Below are 19603 nucleotides of genomic sequence, written 5' to 3'. Positions count from 1 at the left end.
GCAAGATTATATTTTTCTCTACGATGTCGCGATTTATGCTTATTTTTACAGAGCTCGTGCGAGCGGGTATTCCTATCGCTGATGCGCTGGATACATCTGTTTTAATGGTGGATAATCATACTTTAAAAGAGAAACTCTCTACCGTTAAAATTGCCGTGCAGCAGGGCGTGAGCCTAACAGAGGCGTTTAACAATACAGGGCTTTATGAGAGTATGCTTATTCAGATGATCAGCGCGGGCGAGCAGGCCGGTAACCTCGATAAGATGCTCGGTAACGTCACGGATTATTATAAAGAGAAATTTGACGATATCATCGATAATATCTCAAGCTACGTCGAGCCGATCATGCTATTTTTTATGGCGGGTATGGTTCTTCTTTTGGCTCTGGGTATCTTCATGCCTATGTGGGATCTTGGCAAAGCCGTCAAAAACTAACTCCTTTAATTCCGCGCCTGTGAGGGCGCGGAATTTTATCAAAGCATTAAAATTTCATCCTTCAAATAAAATTTTAACCTTCGTTTGGCTAAAATACCGCTTTAAATTTAAGGATCAATCATAGTTAAAGAAGTATATTTTATCGTCGTATCGGCTATCATAATATTTTTTGGGCTTGCTACCATTGCGCCCGATTCCGCGCTTGTAGGCAGCGCCGGCAATGCCATCCGCTCGTTTAATACCCAGCTATTCGGCTATTTTGCATACATCTATCCGCTATTTTTGCTCGCCTTAGCATACGTAGCCTATAAGCATTTTCGCGGTTTTGACTTTAGATTTTTTGAGTTTAGTATCGGAGCCATTTTGCTGTTTTTTACCATTTTGATGGTGCAGTCGAGTCTATTCGGTGCTAGCGGCGGAGCAGTCGGCAGCTTTGCAGTGGATGGGCTTAGGCGAATGATCGGAAGCGTTGGCGTGTGGATTTTTAATATTACGATTTTTGTGCTTTCGCTAGTGCTTATATTTGAAGATCGTTTTACCGACATCATCAAAAACTGCTTTATTGGCTCAAGAGATGAAAGCTCGCAGGATGAAATTAGAGACGATTTTGCTAGCGATGCGGATGCAGCGCAAAGGGGTGGGCTCGCAAGGTATTCGTCTGCGCAAGGCTTGAGAAGTGCGGAAAATTTTAACGCTTTGAATGACGCTTTGAGCGCAGAGGACAATTCGGCAAAACAGGGTAATTTTGTGGAACAAGGTGTAAGCGGGCGCGGTTTTGAAGGCGGGCAAAATTTACAAAATTTAAACGATGCTCGCGAGCCCGAGAATGAGCAGAATTTTGGTGACGCGCAGGGTCCGCAGGCTTCCGCTGAACGCGAGCTTAAAATGCCGCAAAAGGGAAAGCCGAGCAGGCTAAAAAGGGTCGAGCGTCTAAGCGAGGTCGCCGAAAACAAAAGGCTTTTGGATCAGCTCGATAAGGGCAGAGTGGCTAAGCCCAAGGATTTTAAGCTGCCGCCGCTTGATTTTTTAAACCCGCCGCCGAAAAAGAAAAGCAACATCGACGAGAGCGAGATCGATCGTAAAATTTACGACCTGCTCGATAAGCTGCGTAAATTTAAGATCGACGGCGACGTGGTGCGGACCTACTCAGGTCCGGTCGTTACGACATTTGAGTTTCGCCCTGCCGCGCACATCAAGGTAAGTAAAATTCTAACGCTGCAAGATGATCTGGCGATGGCTCTTAGGGCGCAAACCATCCGCATCCAAGCGCCGGTTCCGGGCAAAGACGTCGTGGGTATCGAGATCCCGAATCAAAATATCGATACGATCTATCTGCGCGAAATTTTAGAAAGCGACGTGTTTAAAAGCGCTTCCAGTCCGCTTACCATCGTGCTTGGCAAGGACATCGTGGGGCAGCCTTTCGTCACCGATCTTAAGAAGCTGCCGCACCTTCTCATCGCAGGTACCACGGGAAGCGGCAAGAGCGTGGGTATCAACGCCATGCTGCTTAGCCTTTTGTATCGCAACTCGCCCAAGAGCCTGCGCCTAATAATGATCGATCCAAAGATGCTCGAGTTTAGCATCTACAACGACATTCCACACCTGCTAACGCCCGTCATCACGCAGCCTAAGCAGGCGATCATCGCGCTAAGTAATCTCGTTGCGGAGATGGAGCAGCGTTACTCGCTCATGGCGCAAAACAGGACGAAAAATATCGACAACTACAACGAAAAGATGCTGCGCGAGGGGGGCGAAATTTTGCCTTACATCGTCGTTATCATCGATGAGCTCGCGGATCTGATGATGACGAGCGGCAAGGATGTGGAGCACTACATCGCGCGTCTGGCGCAGATGGCGCGTGCCAGCGGCATCCATCTCATCGTAGCGACGCAGCGCCCTAGCGTGGATGTCGTCACGGGGCTGATAAAGGCGAATCTGCCTAGCCGTATCAGCTTCCGAGTGGGCTCGAAAGTCGATAGCAAGGTGATTTTGGATCAGATGGGCGCGGACAGCCTGCTTGGGCGTGGCGATATGCTGTTTACGCCGCCTACCGCGCCGGGGCTCATCCGCCTGCACGCGCCGTTTACAACCGAGAATGAGATCAACAAGATCGCGGAATTTTTAAAGGCGCAAGAAAGCGTCGTTTATGACGAGCGATTTTTGATCGAAAACGAGGGCGCCAAGCAAGAAGGTGGCATAATCAATCCGCAAAATATCGTGCTTGACGAGCTTTACGACGAGGCTAAGGCGATCGTTTTGGAGGAGGAGAAGACCTCGATCAGCTACCTGCAGCGCCGCTTGCGTATCGGATACAACCGCGCCGCGACGATCATCGAGCAGCTCGAACAGATGGGCGTTTTAAGCGAGATCAACGCCAAAGGTCAGCGCGACATAATCAAATGAGTTTTAAAATTTCGATAAAATTTAAGCGGCGAAATTTTGAAATTTATTGGATTTGTGGCATCGGAATTTTAAAATTTAATCGATCTGCGTCGGTAAAATTTTGAAATTTATCGGATTTGAAGCGGTAGAATTTTAAAATTTTTTAATCTACATAGCGGATTTTAAATTTTAAAATTTGCGCGTTCTGCAGCTCGCGTTTGTGCCTCTATGGCTGCGAAAAAGCGGACGGTTTATATGGATGCGAAGATGTGTCGAAGTTCTTTGCGGTGCGGCGGCGTTTTAAAAGTAGTGCTCGGCGGGATAAACAGCGCGTTTTGCAGCTTGCGTTTGCGACGTGCTCGCTGTCTAAATTATAAGGCACGTTTAATTGCGCGCTGTGTTCTTGGCGCTAAATTTCAACCGCGGCGTAAAATTTCAAAGTGCAAGCGGAGTAGAAACAGGGCGGGGTTTAAAATTTAAAGATTGAGCGCTAAAAATTTTGCGATTTTAAATTTTATAAATTTACAAAGATCGGCAGAATTTAAAATTTCGCTTCTTTTTGAGCTTTGTAATTTTGAAATTTTAAATTTGCCGCAGCGAATCAAAATTTTAAATCGCGCCTTGTCGGTATGAAGCGTTTATAGTTACGCGAGCGAGAGAAACTGTCGGAGTATTGGCTTGTCGTGCATGGCGGCTGATTTGTAGCACGAACGCCCATGTGCAATTTGCATAGTCGCGGTTTGCGACCATGCTATAGCGTGCCGAAAGCCGCTTTGTGCAAGAATAATGCGTACTTGCAAGGCGGCGCGGGATGTGTTTTTTTCGGCGCGCTATCCCGCAACGTGCATCGCAAAAGCTGCCTATGCGCGAGAATAAAATTCGCGCCGCGTGTCAAAGATGCACGATCGTGCTGCGCGCCAAAAGACAATACGTGGTCGTGCCGTACGCTTTTTAAAAGGCGGTGCCACGATCGGCGCCGTGCGGCACGGGCGCGATGCGAGGTTTGAGCTCGCGCGGCAGACGAAGCGTGCACGGCGCACATAAATGCGAATAAATTTTAAAACGGAGAGATGATTGAGAACCGATAAATGGCTATATTACTTCACCTGCGCGCTCATTACGATCGGCATGATATTTTCGCTGTCGTTGAGCTCATATACGGTGCTTCTGCTGGGTGCTACGCCACTGCATTTTTTTTATCGTCAGTGCGCGGTAGGGATCGCGTGCATCGCGGTGATGTGGATCGTCTCGCGCGCCGATCCCGATAAATGCCTAACGCCGGTGTGCATGTCGCTTTTTGCGATCATGGGGATTTTGATGCTCGCGATGGGCTTTTTGCCCAAGTCCTTGGTCGCCGACGTCAACGGCGCGGCGCGCTGGATCAGGCTGCCGTTTTTTAACCTCGCACCGGTGGAATTTTTCAAGGTGGGCTTCATCTACTTTTTGGCGTGGAGCTTCTCGCGCAAACTCGATCACTCCAAAAAAAGCATCGGGCGCGAGATCGCGACGCTGCTTCCTTACGTAGCGCTTTTCGGCTTTGTCGTAATCCTGGTCGCCATCGTGCAAAACGATCTAGGGCAGGTCGCGGTACTGGGGCTTACGATGATTTTTATGTCGCTTTTCGCGGGTACGAGCTTCAAGCTCATCGGCTTTAGCTTTATGGGGATTTTGGGACTTGCTTACGTTTTTATCGTCACGAGCGCGCACAGGGTCGATCGCGTGCGCTCGTGGTGGGGCGGCGTGCAGGATTTCGTGCTGTCGTTTATGTCGCCCGAAACAGCTGCAGGGCTGCGTATAGAGGACGCTAGCGCGCCGTATCAGGTCGGACACTCGCTAAATGCGATAAACAACGGCGAGTTTTTCGGGCAGGGGCTTGGGCTTGGAAGTTTTAAGCTAGGCTATCTGAGCGAGGTGCATACCGACTTCGTGCTCGCAGGCATCGCCGAGGAGTGGGGATTTATCGGGATTTTGCTCATCGTGGCGCTATTTTATGCGATGCTATTTCGCATCTTTCAGACCGCGAGCAAGTCGCCGAGTAACGTAAATTTCCTCTTTTGCCTCGGTATCGGCTTTATGTTTTTCTTTTCGTTCATTATCAACTCCTACGGCATTACGTCGATCTCGCCGGTAAAGGGTATCGCCGTGCCGTTTCTGAGCTACGGCGGCAGCCACCTGCTCGCGGCATCGTTTGCGGTGGGGCTCGTTTTGATGGCGTCGAAAAGGGCGAAATTTTAAAGCTTCTGCGGGCTTTGGGCGAGTGCGATTTAAATTTAGGCGTAAATTTAGAGCAGAATTTGCGCTTAAAATTCTACGCCGAAGCGCGCCGAAGCTCAAATTTAGGGGCGAAATTTTATAAATTTAAAGGAAAAGTATGGTCATAGCAATCAGCGGCGGCGGCACCGGCGGGCATCTGATAATCGCTAAAAATTTAGCCGCCCGCCTTGCGAAGCAGGGCATCAGGGCGATCTTTATCGGCTCAAACCGTGGGCAGGATCGCGCGTGGTTTGAAAATAGCGAGCTTTTTGCGCACACCTATTTTCTGCAAAGCTCGGGCGTCGTCGATAAAAAGGGCTTTGCCAAGCTAGCCTCACTGCTAAATATCCTGCGCCTCTCGCTTGCGGCGCGTAAAATTTTAAAGCAAAACGGCGTCCGCGCGCTCATCAGCGTGGGCGGATACAGCTCTGCGCCCGCATCCATCGCGGCGATCCTTTCTCGCGTGCCGTTTTTTATCCACGAGCAAAACGCCGTTTGCGGGCGACTTAACCGCCTGCTGAGGCCCTTTGCGCGCGCGTTTTACAGCTCCTATGAAAAGCCCGCGTTTGCTTATCCGATCGCGGATATTTTTTTCAAGACGGCGCGACCGCGCACGGCGCTTAAGAGGGTCATCTTTTTGGGCGGTTCGCAGGGGGCGAGCTTTATCAACTCGCTTGCCGTGGAGCTTGCGCCCAAGCTTTTGAGCCTCGGCTACGGCGTGATCCATCAGTGCGGCGAGCGCGAGTTTGAGCGCATCTCGCAGATTTACGCGCAGCAGGGTCTGGACGTACGGCTCGTAGGCTTTTGCAAAAATATGCACGAGCTCATCGCAAGCGCCGATCTTTGCGTCGGGCGCAGCGGCGCCAGCACGCTGTGGGAGCTCTGTGCAAACGGCCTACCGGCGATATTCGTGCCGTTTCCGTTCGCGGCGGCGGATCATCAGTTTTATAACGCGAAATTTCTTAAGGAGCGCGGACTTTGCGAAATTTTACGCCAGCAGGACGCAAGCGGCGAGCGGATCTTAGGCTTGATTGAGAGCTTCGACGTGGCGCGCGCAAGCAAAGGACTGCTTGAGCTCGCGGATCGAAACGGCGCGCAAGCGATAATCGACGACGTGATGAGTAAAATTTAAAAGCGCGCCGGATAGCATGAGTTTGCGTAAATTTGAGACGACCTCTGCGCGAGGTTTTAAGTTTATAAACCGATTGAATTTTACTTTTTGCGTTTGTGTAAATTTGACGCGGCGCTTGGGTTTGAGCAAAAATTTAAAATTTGTATGCTTGCTGAGCAAAGGACATCTTTTGATTTGCGCAAATTTAAACTCGCAAACGCAATGCGCAAAAGTGCATTGAGCCGTAAAATTATCTGCGTCTAAAGCTGATTATCGCATCGTCGTTTTCTTGTTGATATTTTTCAAACAGAGCCTGATATCTTTGCGATTTTGCCGGATCATTTGAATAAATTCCTACTAGAAAATAGCATGCCTCCGCAAATCGCAACTCACACGATCGCTCAAAGTATTGCGCGCCCGCCTCCTTGTCATTGTCGTCAAAATACGCGACGTAACCGAACATGAAGCAGCCCTCGCCATTGCCGAGCTTGCATGCTTTTTTATACAGTTTTCTGCCCTCTTGTGAATCTCTATCCTCGTAGCCTGCGAGTCTCGTGCAGCTTTCGCCGCCGTTAAGCTCGTAGCAGCCTTTTTTAAGCAGATCTTTGGCGCCTTCTTGCGAAATTTCACCATTTAGTAGCAGAAGGCTCGAAAGCACGGCGCAGGCATCGCCGTCTCCGCCGTCGCAATCTTCGCGAAATCTTACAGGATTTTTCATTTTTAAAGTGCCGTCTTTGGTGCGAATAGAAATTTCTTTAGGATTTTTATTCGCGTCTTCGTTTGCTTGATTGATAGGAATTCGGGTTTCGCTCAAAATTTCTGTGCGAGAAGGCGCTTTTATCGCTATAAAAACCGCGACTATACATACGACGACGAGAAGGAGTATTTTCGGCATAGAGCGATTATTGCGTGGAGTGCGGAGATCTGCGTCTTTGAACGATTGCCCACCCCTTAAAGTGGCGGCGGAGGGCTTGGTGCTCGGTTTTTGGCTTAAATTTGCGGCCGAATTTTCGCCTGATTTTTCGGCCAAATTTGTGGCAGCGTCCGTATCCATATCTGTATTGGCATCCGTCTCGCAGACATTTTCGTTTGAGCTTTTTAAATTTTTGCTCCGCTTTTCTCTCAGCTCATTTATGCGTTGTATGATTTCTTCGTTATTCAAATGAAATCCTTTTTGCTCGATAAATTTTTGTTTTAGTCAAACGCCCGTTTTTATCATAAAAATCGCATCGGAATCGAGGCAGATTATATCATCTTATTTTGAAATTTTCAAAAAACTACGACTAAAAAGAATTCGCAAATTTAGCGTAGATGCGCCGTCAAATTCGGATCGGTTTTTGCTGTATAATCCATAGCCGGGTTTAAATTTCATATACTTCGGGCGCGCGTAAATTTCCAAAACTTGATATGATTCATATCAAGTTTATTTATTCTACTCTTGACAAGATTAGCACTCCATGATATAATCTGCCAAAATTTTCAAAAAGGACCGCATAATGGCAAAGAAAAAATTTAAGACCGAAGTGAATGATCTGCTAAATTTGATGATCCATTCGCTTTATTCAAACAAGGAGATTTTCCTGCGCGAGCTTATCTCAAACGCAAGCGACGCGCTGGATAAATTAAACTATCTAAGCCTTACGAATGACGATTACAAGGCGCTTTCGTATGTGCCGCGCATCGATATAAAGATCGACAAAGAGGCCAAAACGCTAAGCATTGGCGACAACGGCATCGGTATGGACGAGGCCGAGCTCGAGAGCAATCTAGGCACTATCGCGCGCAGCGGCACGAAGGGCTTTATGGCGAGCCTTAGCGGCGATGCGGCGAAGGACAGCAACCTCATCGGGCAGTTCGGCGTCGGGTTTTATTCGGCGTTTATGGTTGCAGATCGTATCGATGTTATCAGCCGCAAGCCGCTCTCGCAAGACGGCTATAAATGGAGCAGCGACGCGAGCAACTACGCGATCGAAAAGGCGCAAAAAGAGAGCTTCGGCACGACGATAATTCTGCACATGAAAGATGAGGAGTTTCTGGACGGCTACAGGCTCGAAGGCATCATCAAAAAATACTCAAACCACATCCCTTATCCGATCTTTATGGATAAGGAAGAATACGTGCCTGCGCAAAAAGAGGGCGAGCAGGGGCATAGCGAAGTTAAAAACGTCCAGATCAACCGCGCTAGTGCGCTTTGGCAGCTGCCAAAAAGCAGCCTAAAGCCGAGCGATTACAATGAATTTTACAAGCAGATCAGCCACGATAGCGGCGATCCGCTGTTTTATATCCACACCAAGGCCGAGGGCACGCACGAATACACGACGCTTTTTTACGTGCCGAGCAGCGAGCCCTTCGATCTATACCGCGTCGATTATCAAAGCGGCGTGAAGCTCTACGTCAAGCGCGTTTTCATCACCGACGACGCCAAAGAGCTGCTGCCTAGCTACCTACGCTTCGTGCGCGGCATAATGGACGTCGAGGATCTGCCGCTAAACGTAAGCCGCGAAATTTTACAAGAAAATCGAATTCTAGCTTACGTCCGCGAACAGAGCGTGAAAAAAATTCTATCCGAACTGCAGAAGCTTTTGCAGAACGATCGCGAAAAATACATAAAATTTTACGAATTATTCGGCAAGGTTTTGAAAGAGGGGCTTTACGGCTTCGGCGCAAACAAAGAGGAAATTTTAAAGCTTTGTCTTTTCAAATCGAACCTGCGAGACGGCCTCATCACGTTTAGCGAGTATAAGGAAAAAATGAAAGAGGATCAAAAAGAGATCTATTATATCGCGGGAAACAGCGCCGCGATGCTTAAAAGCTCGCCTCTGATCGAGAAATTTAACGCCGAGGGCACGGAGGTGCTGCTCTGCGACGATGAGATCGATACGATCGTGATGCCTGGCGTTTTTGAGTTTGATAAGACGCCGGTTAAAAACGCGACTTCGATCAAACAGGAGGCCACAAGCGACGACGCCGCGACGCCGCAAGCCAAAGAGATCGCCGCAAAGATCAAAGAAATTTTAGGCGAACGCGTCAAGGACGTTAAAATTTCATCGCGTCTAAGCGGCTCGCTTTCCTGTCTTGTTTTTGACGAGAACGATCCCGATTTTGCGACGCAGCAGCTGCTTAAACAGATGGGAAACCGCAATCTGCCGCCAATAAAGCCGATTTTGGAGATCAATGCAGATCACGAGATCATCAAAAAGCTGCAGGCCGATAAGCTGATGCTGCCGCAAGTAGCCGAGATAATCTACGATCTGGCGCGCCTTAGCGAGGGGCAGGAGCTGGAAAATCCGAGCGAGTTTATCAAAAACGTAAACGAGCTGATCGTAAAGGCTCTGTAGATTATCTAAATTTAGAGCTTCGATCGGCTAGCAAAATTCCGCGCGGCTGCATAGGCTGTATAAATCTATGGAGCCGCGCTTTTAAATTTAAAAAGAAATTTCAGCTCGCAAGCTTCACCGCGCTTTTAAATTTTAAAATTTAAAAGCGGCGGAATTTCACCCTTTGATTTCGGTAAAAATTTTATTCGGCGGCTCGGTTTGGCGTTTTGAAAATTTTGAGGTTTCGATCGCTTTTATCCGCTAGTTGAGGTCGGGGCGCAAGCCGAAAATATTCGCCAAAGCATAAAATCATAAATCGGGCGATAAATTTCACTATTCATTAATTTAATCTTTACAAAGTTGCGTAATTTTATTTTAAATTTCCCCCTTTTTTATCGCAAACAGCGAGATTGTTTGATATAATTCATTTTATAAATATTTGTAAATCTTTATGAAAGGAGATTTCGAATGAAACTCATCAAACTAAGTTTAGCTGCGGCAGTTTGCGCATTCGCTGTATCCTCTCTAAGCGCGGCGGAGAGCGTAGCCGATGCGATTACTAACGGTAAGCTTGGCGTAACGGTAAAGACAACTTATGCCAATAAAACCGTAGACAATAGAGGCGAAGCCGCTACGGGCGATAACGACTATGAGGCATTCGGCGTGGGTCTTGAGCTCGGATACGTTACTGATCCTCTTTACGGCTTTAGAATAGGGCTTACCGGACAGGGCTGGTTGATGCCGTATCACGTAGGCTCAAGCAATAAGATCGCCTACGATAAGGAGTGGTATACTAAAGGTGCGGTATTATCGGAATTATACCTAGGATACGGCATAGGAAATACCGATATAAAGGCGGGTAGACAATATGTCGTGACTCCGCTCGTTGCTGGCAACTATACGAGGGCGTTTAAAGAGGCTTTCGAGGGCGTGGCGATATCCAATAAAGATATCCCCGATACTACATTGTGGGGCGGATGGTTTTATAAATTCCAAGGAAGGAGTAAAACCGCCATGGGCGCTCCGGCTGGCGAAGGAAAGGCTCCTTTGTTTAAAGATAGGGTGATTCTGGGTAATATGACCGGTCCAGTCGCCGTAAAATTTGAAAATATCTTCTCTGCATATGTTCAAAATAAATCCTTGCCTTATACTACTTTAACCGGCGCTTACGCAGCGGTAACGGACGTAAAACCCGCTAACGCGTTAAAGGACGGCGACGTTAGCTTATATCTTGCCGAGGCAAATGTAAAAGTGCCCGTAGGCGAGATTTTAAAGCTGGGATTTGATCTTAATTACAAAGGCTCGCGCGTGGACGGAGGGCTGGAGCCAAGAAGGCTTGACGGCGATATGTTCGGCGCAAGAGTATCGGTTAGCGAGTTTTTCGGATTCGGCCTATCGTATGCCTATACGACCGTTAGCGATGATGGTGCCGTTATTTTGGGTGTCGGCAACGGCCCTGGATCATACACCGCTCTACCTATTAGAGGTCCGTTCGTCTTCACAGGATATGCGGGTATGGATACGCACAAGATCGTGCTTGATTACGACTTCGGCGCTATTGGCTTGAACGGCTTCAAAACCGCGCTGCACTACGTAAAAGGCGATCAAGACAGAGTAAGCGGCACGAATAATATCAATGCTAGCGGGGCTGCGGGCCAAAAGGTCGGCACCAGCATGGACGTAGAGGGCTGGGCGGTAACGGCAAACTACGCTCCTAAGGCCGTTAAGGGGCTAAGCTTGGGCGTAACCTACACTGCGCTTGAGAGAAGCGACCACTACGCTAGCGGCGTAAATAGAAAGTTTGACGAGAACGAGATATGGTTGCAAGCTTCGTATAAATTTGATCTAAGCGCCAACTAAAGCTTTAAAGAGCGGAGTATTTTCCGCTCTTTCTTATCCGTATTATTCTGCCTCATATATGACGCAAAAAAGGGCGTTAAACCCGAAAAATTTACTCTTTCTCATCTGCATTATCAAGCGAGCCCTTTCTTGTTAAATGCTTTAATCTAAACTCTCTAAATTTACACGGACTCTTAAATTTAATGCAGCAAGGGCTAAATTTAGACGATAAATTTAAATGATAGATTCGGCGAAACTTAGAGAGATGAAATTTTAAATTTGCCGATCCGATCCGCTAAATTTTAAAATTTCAAAGCCTCGCTATTAAATTTAACGCAGCTATTTAATCTAGTAAAATTTCAGCAGCATTTCGTAGAATAAGCACACTGTATATCTGACATCGGCAAACTGATGTTTGTCTTTAAGTCCTTAATATAGCGGGCATTGACTGCGCCCTAGTATACGGCGCTAATATCAAAAAAAGCGATGATTTTTGCACGGCTTCTTTCGATGAAATTTTAAATTTGGATAAATTTTAAAGCTCATCCGAAAGCGAAAAAAGATGGGAAAGGATAAAATTTTACTTGTCAGATCAAGCGAATAAAAGCGAGTTAAATTTAACTTCGCTAAATTTAACTCACCGCGGATCAAATTAAGCCCTAAATTTGAGCTTTAAATTTAACCCGCGGCGGAGCGTGAATTGAAACGCTTATAAACCCAAAGCACGTTATTTTTTCGTGCTTTGAGCGTCCATAAAGGCCTGCTCTTCGGCGCTCGGTTTGTACTCGTCGCCGAAAAATTCCTTCTTTGCTTTGATCTTTTCCTGCATCATCTTCTTTTCGTAAATTTTATACGTCGGTCGCCAGTACTCTAGGTAGTTGCGAAGCCCGATGCCGTGGCCCGCGCTTACGTGACAGCTCGCGCATTTAAGCTCGCGCTCGGTGCCTAGGAGCTTTTTGTAGTGCGCGTGCATGCGCTGCGCCTGCTCGGAGGTGATTTTGCTGTCGATCACGGTGGCGTGGCAGCTCGTGCAGCCGTTGTCAAACACATAGTGTTCGCGGTTTTCGCGCCTTTTGTTCCAATCAAATTTTTCAGGCTCGTCAAAGAAGTGCGAGTAGCCCTCCAGCACACCGTTTTTGGCCTTTTGATAGACGTATTTTACGATATTATCGTGCGGTAGGTGGCAGTCGACGCACTTAGCTTTGACGCCCGTTTTGCCCTTGCCCGAGTGGACGTCGTCTTGATAGGCGATCACCATCGGATCCATCTCGTGGCAGACGTCGCAAAATTTATCGGTGCTTGTTTTTTCAAGCGCGTAATGCACCGGCACGACGACGAAAAACCCTATAATGCCGCTTATTAAGATGATAAGTGCTAGTAATTTTTTAGAAATTCTCATGGTGTTACCCCCATCCATTGCGGCACTTCGTGCTCGTGGCATTCGGTACACATATTCGTAGATGCCTTGTGCTCGTTGTGGCATTCGTCGCAGTATAGCGTAGGACCGTCGTGGACGGAGTTGTGCGGATTGGCCTTGAGCGTATCCATAAATTTAAGCCTCAAAGCGAGCTGCTTTTTGTCGCCGTGGCAGCTGATACAGCCTTTATCGCCGATGCTTTTAAATTTAGACGGATCGCTTCCTTGATTTATGTGGCAATCGACGCAGTCAAACGACAAATGCTCGTGATGAGGTTTGATTTTGTATTTTGCCCGAAGCTCATCTGAAACGACTATGTTCGTGGCGTTGGCGTCATTAGCGCTCGGCGCGCCGAACAAAGTCGCGATGATACAGCACAGAAACAGCGCCGTAAAACTGAAATTTTTCATTTGCAACCTTTTGTAGAAGTGCCTTGCCGGGCCCGCTTTCGCTACCGGCAAGGCTTTAAAGAGCTTGCGCTCAGACCAAATTAGGCGATCTGCTCGCCAGCGATCATTCCGAAAACTATGCAGTCGGTTATCGCAACCGTACCGAGTCTGCTCGCGCCGTGCGTACCGCCGGTGATCTCGCCCGCAGCCCAAAGCCCAGGGATCGGCTTATTGGTTTTAGATGATAAGACCTCGGCTTTGGTATTGATTTTTAGGCCGCCCATAGTGTGGTGAGGCTTCGGCGAGAGGCGGATGACGTAGAAAGGTCCCGCTTCGTTGATCTCGCTAAGTGCGCTTTCTTGTTTGCCGAACTCGTCTTTTTTAGCTTTAACGCCTTCGTTGTATTTTTTGACGCTCTCTTTTAAGGCATCTGCAGGTACGCCGTATTTTTTGGCGATATCGTCGAGCGTAGCGCATTCGCCCACTAGCTTTCCGCTTGCCATGCCTTTAGAAATAACCTCTTCGCTTAGGTCTTTAAACGCCATTTTGGTATCGGCGAAGGTTATCGGATAGGCTTTTGGATCCTCGCGTAAAATTTTAAACTCCGCGTCCGCGCGGGTCTTGCGGTCTGCAAGCTCGTTCATAAAGCGTTTGCCGTTGCGAACATCCACGGCGATACCGTATTTAAAGGTGCCTTGCTGAGTTAGAATCGGAGCGGTACCGAAGCCCTTCTCATCGGGGCTCGCCCACGGACCGAACTGGATCCAATCGACCTGCACCGGATATGCGCCGATTTCAAAGGCTTTTAGTAGCACGCCTGCGGTAGCTCCAGCGTGATTTGTGCTATCGACATCATCTGGAATACGCGGGTCTTGAAGCTTGCGATAAATTTTATCGCGGCAAAAGCCGCCCGCTGCGAGTACTACGCCTTTTTTGGCTTTGAGCGTCTTTTTTGTGCCGCTCGTGTTTTCAAGATCGTCGCTGTAAAGATTCGGATCAAATTTATACTCCTCGCGGATTACGACGCCTGCTACTCGCTCGCCGTCCATTACAAAATCATCAAATTTCGTGCGGCGGCGAAGCTCGCAGCCCTTATCTTTTAGCGCTTCAAATTTTTCAAGCATCGGCTGGATGTAGCCAGAGCCGCTATCATTCGTCGTTAGCATCGAGCGCGCGACGCTGTGTCCGCCGAAGTGCGCGCAGTGATCCATCTTAAATTGCACGCCGCTATCGACGAGAAATTTAAACGCGTCCAAGCCGCGATCGGCTAGGGTGCTTAAAAGCTCTGGGTGGTTGATGCCAAGGCCCGCCTTTAGGCAGTCGTTCATAAATAGCTCTTTGCTGTCTTTAACACCAGTTTTTTCCTGCACAGGGTTCATCGGCACGCTCATACCGCCGCCGTTGATGACTGAGTTTCCACCGATACGGCCCATCTTTTCGAGGATCAAGACTTTGTTGCCTTTCTCGGCTGCTTTTAAGCCCGCCGCAAGCCCCGCAAAGCCGCTACCGATGATGATTACATCCCACTCCTCGTCAAATTTGACGTCCTTTGCGTCCACTGCGCTTGCTTGTGCATTCACCGCGCTAAGTGCGAGTGCACCGGCTCCTACCATACCCATTTTCAGTATGTCGCGTCTCTGCATATTTTGCCCCTTTACTTAGAGATTTTTTAACCTTAAAGATTAATGTCGTAATTTTATATTAAATCTTTATGTAAGTCAAATGTTATTTAGTATATAATTTAATAGCTAAAAGCTATAAAATTTCAACCGAAGGGGCAAAAAATGAGCCTGCGACATATGGAATTTGCGGTAAAAATTTCGGAGCTTAAAAGCTTTACAAAAGCGGCGAGCGAGCTTGGAATCGCCCAGCCGTCGCTTTCTAAGAGCATTATGCTTTTAGAAAAAGAGCTTGGGATCGAAATTTTCGATAGAAAAAACGGGCTTGAGCTTACATACGCGGGCGAAATTTACATCGCCAGAGCGAAAAATATGCTTAGGCTCAATAAGGAGCTAAATAACGAAATCCGCGGGCTTTCGTCGATTAAGACGGGCAAGCTCGTAATCGGCGCGACCTCGACCAGCTTTAAATTTATCGAAAAGATCATCGCGATGTTTTACAGCAGGTTTTCCAAAGCCGATATTAGGATCGTGCACGCTCACTCCGAGCCCGCGCTCATCGAGATGCTAAAAAGCGGCGAGCTTGACATCGTCTATGCCTCGCATTTCGGCGAGCTTTCTGCGGAGGGGCTTGAGTGCGAGTTTATAAAAAAGCGCAGGCTGCTTCTAAGCGTCTGCTCCTCCCATCCCGCCGTTTCGCGAGCGAGTATAAATTCTACCGAGAAATACCCCAAGATCGTACTTAGCGAGTTCAAATCCGATAAATTTGCAATCAGCAGTAAAATTTTAAAAAGCGAATCGAACTTTAAAAAGATATTTGAAAACGCCGGCTTTACGCCTCAAATTTTCTGCGACACCTCCTATCTGTACGTGGCTAACGCGATGGTCGCGGCGGGGCTTTGCGTCAGCTTCAGCTTCGCGCGGTACATTTTTGAGACGCAAAAGGACTACATCACGCTCTTTGACGTCGCGGATGAGCCGCTTTTGGACGTGTCGTTTTCGGTCGTGTATAAAAAACCATCCAAGCTCGCAAAGGAATTTATAAAGATGATAAAAGCGGGCAAAAGCGGCGAGTAGGGCGCGCGGGAAATAATATGCACAAAATTTGTATTTAAATCTCGCGCTGAGCCATATTACATAGCGCAAATTTACAGTAAATTTCAAGTTATACCGCATAGCGTAAATTTGCTTTGAAATCCGCATCCATAGCGTTAGATCTGCTCTAAATTCCACAACCGAGCCGCATTAAATTTACGTCAAAATTCCGCCGCCGCAAGGACGGCGTTTGATTTTATTTTTTGATCATGCGCTTGTACGGGCCGAAGCGGTGATCGTTCTCGTCAAATCCGTCGTTGTAGGGCCCCACGTCCATATCCATCTGCTTGACGTCTAGGTCGGGGAAATCTTTCTTCCTATCGGGTTTGATCTTGCGCGGTTTTGAGTTTATATACGCCGTCACGTCGAAAGCTTCCTCCCAGCTTAGCGAGGTGTCTCCTTTAGGCATAGTGGCTTTGACATACCTCGCTCCTTCGATGAGCCTATACATACCGGCGCCCGTATTGTAGCTGTCATCGCCCCAAAGCGCGGGAAATGTGTAGTAATCGCCGCTTTGAGCAAACCCCTCGTTTTTTATCCCTTCGCCGTTTTCGCCGTGGCAGGCGGCGCATTTTGCGGCGTAAATTTCGCCTCCTTTTTTAGGATCCGCCGCGCGGTCTAAAAACTGCGCCTTCGGCAGCCCCTGGCCTTTTACCTTTGCGCCGACCTCATATCCTGCGGAGAGCCAGTGCATGTAGGCGATTATCGCGCGCATCTCTTTGGAGTTCGTAGGGATCGCTTTGCCCGCCATCGAGCGCTGAAAACAGCCGTTTATGCGGTCTTGCAGCGTGACTAGCTGATCCGATCTCGCGACATACTGCGGAAATCTCGCGTAGATACCCACGAACGGGCTTTGATCGGGCACGACGCCGCCGCTCGTATGACAGCTCGAACAGGAGAGGTTGTTGCCCGCAAAGCGCATTTTTTCGTCCTTTGCCTGCGGTCCGAGATACCTCGTCGTCTCGTTGATGAGCTTCGCGCCGTAGATGACGGTCTTTGCATAAGGCGAGTCGCCGAGCTTCGCCTCGTCTATGACGCCGTTTTCGTCGATGCCTACGGGCAGCCTAAACTCCTGCGTCTTTTGCTCGTACGGCACGGCTTTTTTGGCGTTGAGTTTGGCTACATCAAAACCTAAAACGGGCGTAAAAAAGAGCGGAAGCGCTAAAACAAGGGCGGTTTTTCTCATATGTTCTCCTTTAAAAAGTAAAAATATACATTTGAAATTATTGAATTTTTTAGTTAAATGTGCGTTAAAATTTCAAAAAAAGGAGAAATTCCGAGAGCTCGCACAGAGGAGAATTTTAAAGGACCGATTTTAAAATTTGAGCGGGCGAAAAAATTTTAAAAAGCTGATTTTTGCGATCTGCGCGCAGGGGAAATTTTAAAAAAGCCGATTTTTGAAAGTTTGCGAGAGTGTAAATTTAAGGGTGCCTCCACTTTTGCGGCTCGTTTCGTGCACCGCTCGGCACGCTTGCTGCGCCTATGTATTTTTTATCGCGCGCACGGATCGCTTCATTTGTGCGCCTATGTATTTTTTTGTGTCACGGATGCGGCATCGCGCCGCGTATAAAATGCGGAGTACATGCAAGCGCTCGCGGGAAACGAACGGATAAAATTTAGGCGGGTAATTTCGCTCATTCGCGACCGCGGTATATTTGATCCGTGCCGCCCCTGCTACTCCGCCACAAACGAGCCGTTTGCAAAAACGTGTCGCGGCATGCCGTCGAAATACAAGTCGCAAATTAGTATTTCAGCGCGAGATTTGCAAAAGCATGTCGCGGTGCATCGCAACAGGATTGCCGCCGCATTTGAAATTATCTAGGTCTACTGGCGCGACAGGAGGGGCGGATCGTCTCGTCTATGCGCCGTTTAGACGGCGCGCGTATTTATGCTCGCCCTGCACGCGCCTTAAACGGGCGCTAGGTTTGAAATTTAACCCAAACAAGCTTGGAATTTTAAATTTAAGCGGATTTGGGCTTTAGCAGTCGGATCTGCTTGCGTGCCGCGCCGAGAACCATATCCGCGCTAGAAATATCGCCGCCGAGATAAAATTTCGCGCGACAGGCGCCGTGATGCGGCAATATGAGATTTTAACGTTCTTGAGTAAAACGTAAAGTAATTGGGGAAATCGAAGTAGCATCGGTAAGTATGAAATTTTAATGTTTTTGAATAAAACGGCTCGAAATTTAATCGTTCTTAAGTAGAGCAAGGGCAAATTAGCCTTTATAGCCAAGCTCACGATAGTTATAATTTTGAATTAAACGGCGAAATTTAAATACTCTTGGATAAAACAGCATGGAATGAACTTAAACGCCTCGGAAAAAACGTTAATTTTAGCCGCACTAAACTACCGCGCTATCTGAGCTAAGCCGAGCCGTATCGTGCTGTGATGGGCGGAATTTGAGTTAAATTCCGTGCTGCATCGCACCTGATTTGCTTTAATCTCGCACCGAACTCGCTGTGCCACACTAAATTTGCCGCTAAGCCGCATTAAATTTTATGTAAAAATTTTGCTGCTAAGCTACGACAAATTTAGATCAAAATTTCGCTAGCGTGCCTATCTGTGGTAATTTTTTACGAATTTTTCTATGCGCTCAAAGCCGCGTTTTAGATTTTCCATAGAGCACGCAAAGCTTATACGGAAGTGCCCATCCATGCCAAATCCGCTTCCTGGCACCGTGGCTACGAGCCCTTTATCTAGCAGTTGCATGCAGAATTTCATACTATCAGGTTCTACCTGAGAGCAATCTATGAAGAAATAAAATGCGCCGTCAGGTTTTACGACACTAAGCCCTGGGATCGCGCCTATCGCGTCCGTGCCAAAATCGCGCCTGCGCTCGTATTCGCGCCTCATCTCCTCGATAAAATCGTCCGCCTCGCCGCGCAGCACCGGCATAGCGCCTGCCTGGACGATGCTTGCTACGTTGCTGACGCTTTGACTTTGTAGGCTGATCATAGCCTTATTTAGCTCATCGATCGCACAGGCGGTGTAGCCGAAGCGCCAGCCAGGCATCGCGCCGCATTTGCTTAGCCCGTTGATCGTCACGGTGCGCCTAAACATATCCTCGCTGATGCTTGCTGCGGCTATGAAGCTCTTGCCGAAGACGATTTTTTCGTAAATTTCATCGGCAATTACCAAAACGTCCGTGTCCTTTAGCACTTCCGCAAGCTCTTGTAGCTCCTGGCGCGAATATACGGCGCCTGCGGGGTTGCTCGGGTTGAAAAGGCACAGCGCCTTCGTGCGCGGCGTGATCGCGGCTTTGAGCTGCGAGGCGGTGATTTTGTATCGGTTTTCCGCCTTGGTGGCTACGATGACGGGCTTGCTGCCGCAAAATTTTACAATTTCGGGGTAGGTGACCCAATAAGGCGCCGGTATTATAACCTCATCGCCTTCGTTTAAGATGCAGTTAAAGGCGTTAAATAGCGAGTGTTTGGCGCCTACGTTGGTGATGATCTGATCGGGTCTGTAGTTTAGGCCGTTGTCGCGCTTTAGCTTTTGCGCGATTAAATTTAAAATTTCAGGCGTGCCGCAGATCGGCGTGTATTTGCCGCAGCCCTTAGCCATCGCCTCGATGACCGCCTTTTTGGCGACTTCTGCGGTATCGAAATCAGGCTCGCCCGCGCTTAGGATCACGACGTCTTGCCCATGAGCTTTCATCTGTTTGGCTTTAGTGCTGATTGCGATTGTTAGGCTTTCACCGAGCTTGCTTACGCGACTTGAAAGTGTTAATTTCATTGATGCTCCTT

14 protein-coding genes are annotated in these 19603 nt (G+C 48.1%); 8 read left to right on the top strand and 6 right to left on the bottom strand.

The window, feature by feature from the left end; translation table 11 throughout:
- From Q0372_RS06745 to Q0372_RS06730, 4 genes are all read left to right on the top strand, one after another.
- Positions 1–434 (top strand): type II secretion system F family protein (locus tag Q0372_RS06745; RefSeq protein ID WP_298104096.1); only part of this gene is annotated, 434 nt, incomplete at its 5' end.
- A 159-nt stretch (positions 435–593) separates the two neighbouring features.
- Positions 594–2837, top strand: coding sequence for a DNA translocase FtsK (locus tag Q0372_RS06740; RefSeq protein ID WP_298104102.1), 2244 nt, complete (start codon positions 594–596; stop codon positions 2835–2837).
- A 1053-nt stretch (positions 2838–3890) separates the two neighbouring features.
- A complete protein-coding gene (locus Q0372_RS06735; RefSeq protein ID WP_297904610.1) occupies positions 3891–5051 on the top strand; it encodes an FtsW/RodA/SpoVE family cell cycle protein in 1161 nt (386 codons plus the stop codon).
- A gap of 136 nt (positions 5052–5187) precedes the next feature.
- Positions 5188–6201: a UDP-N-acetylglucosamine--N-acetylmuramyl-(pentapeptide) pyrophosphoryl-undecaprenol N-acetylglucosamine transferase gene (locus Q0372_RS06730; RefSeq protein ID WP_298104093.1), complete on the top strand. Its 1014-nt coding sequence runs from the start codon at positions 5188–5190 to the stop codon at positions 6199–6201.
- 229 nt (positions 6202–6430) lie between these two features.
- On the opposite strand, the gene Q0372_RS06725 is transcribed toward Q0372_RS06730, so the two are convergent.
- Complete coding sequence (locus Q0372_RS06725; protein ID WP_298104090.1) at positions 6431–7342, bottom strand: hypothetical protein; 912 nt, start codon at positions 7340–7342, stop codon at positions 6431–6433.
- Positions 7343–7676: 334 nt separating this feature from the next.
- Here Q0372_RS06725 and htpG point away from each other — a divergent pair, with 334 nt between their 5' ends.
- Together htpG and Q0372_RS06715 are read left to right on the top strand one after the other, a co-directional pair.
- The gene (htpG, locus tag Q0372_RS06720; protein ID WP_298104088.1) at positions 7677–9518 is read left to right on the top strand and encodes a molecular chaperone HtpG; all 1842 of its coding nucleotides are present in this window, start codon (positions 7677–7679) and stop codon (positions 9516–9518) included.
- Positions 9519–9965: 447 nt separating this feature from the next.
- Positions 9966–11357, top strand: a complete 1392-nt coding sequence (locus Q0372_RS06715) for an OprD family outer membrane porin (RefSeq protein ID WP_298104085.1) — start codon at positions 9966–9968, stop codon at positions 11355–11357.
- A gap of 706 nt (positions 11358–12063) precedes the next feature.
- Here Q0372_RS06715 and Q0372_RS06710 read toward each other — a convergent pair.
- The 3 genes from Q0372_RS06710 to Q0372_RS06700 all read right to left on the bottom strand — a co-directional run bounded on the left by Q0372_RS06710 (position 12064) and on the right by Q0372_RS06700 (position 14785).
- Entirely contained in the window at positions 12064–12735 is a 672-nt protein-coding gene (locus Q0372_RS06710) for a NapC/NirT family cytochrome c (RefSeq protein WP_298104099.1), read from the bottom strand.
- Positions 12732–13163, bottom strand: coding sequence for a cytochrome c3 family protein (locus tag Q0372_RS06705; RefSeq protein ID WP_005870314.1), 432 nt, complete (start codon positions 13161–13163; stop codon positions 12732–12734). The genes Q0372_RS06710 and Q0372_RS06705 overlap by 4 nt, the downstream gene beginning before the upstream one ends.
- A gap of 80 nt (positions 13164–13243) precedes the next feature.
- Positions 13244–14785 carry a flavocytochrome c gene (locus Q0372_RS06700; protein ID WP_298104082.1) on the bottom strand — a complete coding sequence of 514 codons (1542 nt, stop codon included), beginning with the start codon at positions 14783–14785 and terminating at the stop codon, positions 13244–13246.
- Positions 14786–14926: 141 nt separating this feature from the next.
- Between Q0372_RS06700 and Q0372_RS06695 the strand changes: the two genes are divergently transcribed.
- Entirely contained in the window at positions 14927–15838 is a 912-nt protein-coding gene (locus tag Q0372_RS06695; RefSeq protein WP_298104079.1) for a LysR family transcriptional regulator, read from the top strand.
- Positions 15839–16052: 214 nt separating this feature from the next.
- Here the strand turns inward: Q0372_RS06695 and Q0372_RS06690 are convergent, their stop codons facing one another.
- Entirely contained in the window at positions 16053–17042 is a 990-nt protein-coding gene (locus Q0372_RS06690; RefSeq protein WP_298104077.1) for a c-type cytochrome, read from the bottom strand.
- Between the two features lie 622 nt (positions 17043–17664).
- Between Q0372_RS06690 and Q0372_RS06685 the strand changes: the two genes are divergently transcribed.
- On the top strand, positions 17665–17838 hold the full coding sequence (locus Q0372_RS06685) for a hypothetical protein (RefSeq protein ID WP_297945336.1): 174 nt from the start codon (positions 17665–17667) through the stop codon (positions 17836–17838).
- Between the two features lie 575 nt (positions 17839–18413).
- Here the strand turns inward: Q0372_RS06685 and Q0372_RS06680 are convergent.
- Positions 18414–19592, bottom strand: a complete 1179-nt coding sequence (locus tag Q0372_RS06680; protein ID WP_298104074.1) for a pyridoxal phosphate-dependent aminotransferase — start codon at positions 19590–19592, stop codon at positions 18414–18416.
- Positions 19593–19603 lie beyond the last annotated feature (11 nt).

The sequence above is a fragment of the uncultured Campylobacter sp. genome (assembly GCF_937997405.1).
Taxonomy (GTDB): Bacteria; Campylobacterota; Campylobacteria; order Campylobacterales; family Campylobacteraceae; genus Campylobacter_B.
This window is presented reverse-complemented; position numbering and strand designations above follow the sequence as displayed.

Bases quoted from the DNA above. Each gene is read 5' to 3' on its own strand.
- Q0372_RS06730 (WP_298104093.1), top strand. From the start codon at position 5,188: ATGGTCATAGCAATCAGCGGCGGCGGCACCGGCGGGCATCTGATAATC.
- Q0372_RS06695 (WP_298104079.1), top strand. From the start codon at position 14,927: ATGAGCCTGCGACATATGGAATTTGCGGTAAAAATTTCGGAGCTTAAA.
- Q0372_RS06705 (WP_005870314.1), bottom strand. From the start codon at position 13,163: ATGAAAAATTTCAGTTTTACGGCGCTGTTTCTGTGCTGTATCATCGCG.
- Q0372_RS06690 (WP_298104077.1), bottom strand. From the start codon at position 17,042: ATGAGAAAAACCGCCCTTGTTTTAGCGCTTCCGCTCTTTTTTACGCCC.
- Q0372_RS06700 (WP_298104082.1), bottom strand. From the start codon at position 14,785: ATGCAGAGACGCGACATACTGAAAATGGGTATGGTAGGAGCCGGTGCA.
- Q0372_RS06680 (WP_298104074.1), bottom strand. From the start codon at position 19,592: ATGAAATTAACACTTTCAAGTCGCGTAAGCAAGCTCGGTGAAAGCCTA.
- htpG (WP_298104088.1), top strand. From the start codon at position 7,677: ATGGCAAAGAAAAAATTTAAGACCGAAGTGAATGATCTGCTAAATTTG.
- Q0372_RS06710 (WP_298104099.1), bottom strand. From the start codon at position 12,735: ATGAGAATTTCTAAAAAATTACTAGCACTTATCATCTTAATAAGCGGC.
- Q0372_RS06715 (WP_298104085.1), top strand. From the start codon at position 9,966: ATGAAACTCATCAAACTAAGTTTAGCTGCGGCAGTTTGCGCATTCGCT.